The organism is Blastomonas sp. UPD001 (assembly GCF_003426715.1).
Taxonomy (GTDB): domain Bacteria; phylum Pseudomonadota; class Alphaproteobacteria; order Sphingomonadales; family Sphingomonadaceae; genus Blastomonas.
In genome coordinates this window covers 1-2,192 of sequence record NZ_QKVT01000172.1, presented here as the reverse complement: position 1 = coordinate 2,192, position 2,192 = coordinate 1, and the positions used below count along the sequence as shown (strand labels likewise).

Sequence of the window (2,192 nt, the reverse complement as noted above, 5' to 3'; positions counted from 1 at the left end):
AAAAGCTTCAGCGCGAATTTGATAAACTACCAAAGGAATTCTTTTCTCTCGGAGTAAGTGTAAATTTTTATAAACAATTATTCGCCTGCTTTGACGAACAATGGAGGCGGGAATTTTTGGAGTCGATTCGTGACGTAGTCTGGAATAAAGATATATTAAAGTCAGCAATTGGTGAACCTGTTTTTAGAACGGCGCATTTACGTACCGTCGATGTAGAGGAAATACAGGACCAATTTACGAGCGTTTTGACCGGCGAGACGTTGCTGACTGATTTCAATTTTGGTTTTGAGCTTCCTGCTTCGAAGCATTTCGCAGGATTTGACTTAACCTTTAAGGTTAACGCAAATTCAACTCCAAGTACGAATATGCATGCTCTCATAGGGAGGAATGGAGTCGGAAAAACGACGCTGCTTAATGCGATGGTTAAGGCGATAGCCCGCACCGAAGATACCAGCGGGGCTTTCTACGAGATCAGCTCATTTGAAACGAGGGCGGCGCTCGATTACGGCTATTTTAAGAGCCTTGTATCCGTAGCTTTTAGCGTTTTTGATCCTTTTGATCTCCCCCCTGAAGATGGGACAGGTCGGTACACATATATTGGTATGACGGAAATTTCTGATGGCGACCAAGGTGCTTCCCTTACTAAGTCAAAGGGGAATATCAGCTCCGAGTTCTTGGACGGGCTAGTAGAATGCTTCAGCGAGGAAAAGAAGAAGCATCGGTGGGTTGCTGCGATAAAAACCCTGGAGAGCGATCGCAATTTCGCTGAAATGAATCTTTCAAATCTTGCTGAATTGTCTGGCGATGAACTAATGGTTCGTGCGTCGTCACTATTTAGAAAGATGAGTTCAGGTCACTGTATAGTGATATTGACTATGACTTTGTTGGTTTCAAAGGTTGAAGAGCGCTCTTTAATTCTTTTTGATGAGCCGGAGGGGCACTTACATCCGCCGCTCTTATCAGCTTTAATTAGAAGTCTGAGCCAGTTGCTTCATTCCAGGAATGCAGTTGCAATCATTGCTACTCACTCACCAGTTGTGCTACAGGAAATACCACGTACTTGTGTTTGGAAGATCTTTAGAACAAGACTGGCTTCGGAAAAGAAACGGCCCGACACTGAGACGTTTGGAGAGAACGTGGGTGTCCTCACGAGAGAGGTATTCGGACTGGAGGTTGAAAGGTCTGGCTTTCACACTGTCTTGGCAGAACTGGTCGACAGAGGCGGATCATATGAAAATATTGTCAAATCATTAAATGAAGAGCTTGGCGACGAGGCGCGTGGCATACTTAGAGCGATGATAATTAATCGTGATGAGGCTGTTGATTTATCATGAGAAAGCTTCCCGTACCGCCGTATGAATCGATTGATCTTTACGACCAGATTTTATCTGAAATGAGTGATTTAAATTTTAAGGATAAATGCACTAAAAACCGCCATCATGTAATTAAGGCTTATTTAGATTTTGAAAGTAAAACGATAGATAGGGCATGGTGCGAATTGCCGCGGGCAAACCATGGCGAAGGAGACGCCATTATATGTGGTGCATTGTCGAAGGCAGAATTGATCTCACTTTATGACTCCGGGGTTATTAAATCTCGAGATGATGCGCGAAAAGTTTATGATCAAATTAAGGTAAGCGCGCATGATGAGTGCCCTTATTGCGGAGGTGTCGGCGAAGTGGGGGCTGAGGGAGAGCTTGGGACAGCTGATCACTATTTGCCTAAGGCGCGGTTCCCTGCATACTCCGTTTTTCCAAAGAATCTAGTTCCGGCGTGTTTTGTCTGCAACAAAGGATTGGGTAGTAGTTTTCCTACTGATCCTAATCATCAGCCACTCCATCCGTACTTAGACGACGAATATCTGTTCGATCAAAAGTGGACGTCAGCGAAAGTGCGTGAGGAGCTTCCGGTGGTGGTCGATTTCACTGCAGCGCCGCCAGAGCACTGGTCATTAAGGGACCGGATGCGCGTTCAGAAGCATTTCCAAGTTTGTAAACTTGGTACGCGGTACCGCTCCAAAGTATCGCAAGAGCTCGCTCCGCTCATTTCGCAGCGCAGATCGACGCTCGCCAAGCTTGATCCTGGATCCTTCCGCGATCATCTTTTGACGATAGCAAACGAGGAGCGGTTGCCGATTAATGGGTGGAGAAGGACCTTGTATGCTGCGCTTGCTGATTCTGCTTGGTTTTGTA

The 2,192-nt window shown here is 45.7% G+C and carries 2 protein-coding genes; both read left to right on the top strand.

The window, feature by feature from the left end:
* On the top strand, nucleotides 1-1,334 hold a 1,334-nt coding region (locus DM995_RS20275; RefSeq protein ID WP_157973432.1), incomplete at its 5' end, for an AAA family ATPase.
* Nucleotides 1,331-2,192, top strand: an 862-nt coding sequence (locus tag DM995_RS21510) for a hypothetical protein (protein ID WP_157973430.1), incomplete at its 3' end; no start/stop codon positions are given. The genes DM995_RS20275 and DM995_RS21510, both read left to right, overlap by 4 nt.